This is a genomic window from Nocardia takedensis NBRC 100417, assembly GCF_000308695.1.
In the GTDB taxonomy this organism is placed as follows: Bacteria; Actinomycetota; Actinomycetes; order Mycobacteriales; family Mycobacteriaceae; genus Nocardia; species Nocardia takedensis.
In genome coordinates this window covers 1-1,024 of the sequence record NZ_BAGG01000094.1, presented here as the reverse complement: position 1 = coordinate 1,024, position 1,024 = coordinate 1, and the positions used below count along the sequence as shown (strand labels likewise).

Genomic DNA, 1,024 nt, shown 5'->3' with positions numbered 1-1,024 from the left:
AGGGCGAGGGCGGTTCCGTCCAACGCCATGGGTCAGCCGTCGGTGAGTAGAACGGCGGCGGCTTCGAGTCCCTGCCCGGTGCCGACCGCCACGAGCAGGTCGCCCGCGATGAACACGAAATCCGGGGCGGGGGAGGCGTGCACCTGGCCCGCGCGCATCACCGCGACGATGGAGACGCTGGTGCGGGTGCGCATCTCGGTGTCGCCGAGGGTGCGGCCGTCGTAGGGCGCGCCGTGCGCGATGGGCAGGGTCCGGGTGTTGACGCCTTCGATGTCGCGGTGCTCCTCGCGCAACTGCGCGACCAGTTGCGGCGCGCCGAGCAAATTCGCCAGTGCCCTGGCCTCGGGGCCGGACAGCGGGATCTGCACGGTGGTGTCGGGATCGGAGTCCTTGGTGAAGATCAGATCCATCGTGCCGTCGCGGTGATCGACCACCCCGATGCGGCGACGATCTTCCTGCAACGGAAAGTCCTTGCGCACACCGATTCCCGGCAGCGGTGTCACCTCTACGTTCACCCCCACAGCCTAACGCTTAACCGCACATTACCATTACTTTACCTTACTTTCTTTCCGGTCGAGGGCGCTCCGGTGAACGCAATCCGGGCATCCGGCGAACAGTCGAGGCGGCGGTCGGCGGGCGGCACGTGTCGGCGCGCGCCGGTACTGTGGGGCCGACGTCGACGCGAGGAGGGGACCGATGCTGGAAGTCGTGGGTCTGACCAGGCGATTCGGTGAGAAGGTCGCGGTGGACGGTGTGAGTTTCGCCGTCGCGCCGGGCACGCTCACCGGGTTCGTCGGCGGCAACGGCGCGGGCAAGACCACCACCATGCGGATGATCATGGGGGTGCTCGCCATCCACGGCGGCGAGGTCCGCTGGCAGGGTCACCCGGCCACGGTGGCCGATCGCCGCGGCTTCGGGTACATGCCCGAGGAACGCGGCCTGTATCCGAAACAGCCGGTGCGCGAACAGTTGATCTACTTGGCGCGGCTGCGTGGTCTTTCGGCCGCCTCCGCCAAGACCCGCG

General features: G+C 68.4%; 2 protein-coding genes. One reads left to right on the top strand and one right to left on the bottom strand.

Translation table 11 applies throughout. From position 1 onward, the window contains the following. Positions 1–32: 32 nt before the first annotated feature. Entirely contained in the window at positions 33–515 is a 483-nt protein-coding gene (locus ON30_RS20795) for a cation:proton antiporter regulatory subunit (RefSeq protein ID WP_040709367.1), read from the bottom strand. A 181-nt stretch (positions 516–696) separates the two neighbouring features. On the opposite strand from ON30_RS20795, the gene ON30_RS20790 reads away from it, so the two are divergent. Then, positions 697–1,024: ABC transporter ATP-binding protein (locus tag ON30_RS20790; protein WP_040709365.1), on the top strand; the 328-nt coding region annotated here is incomplete at its 3' end.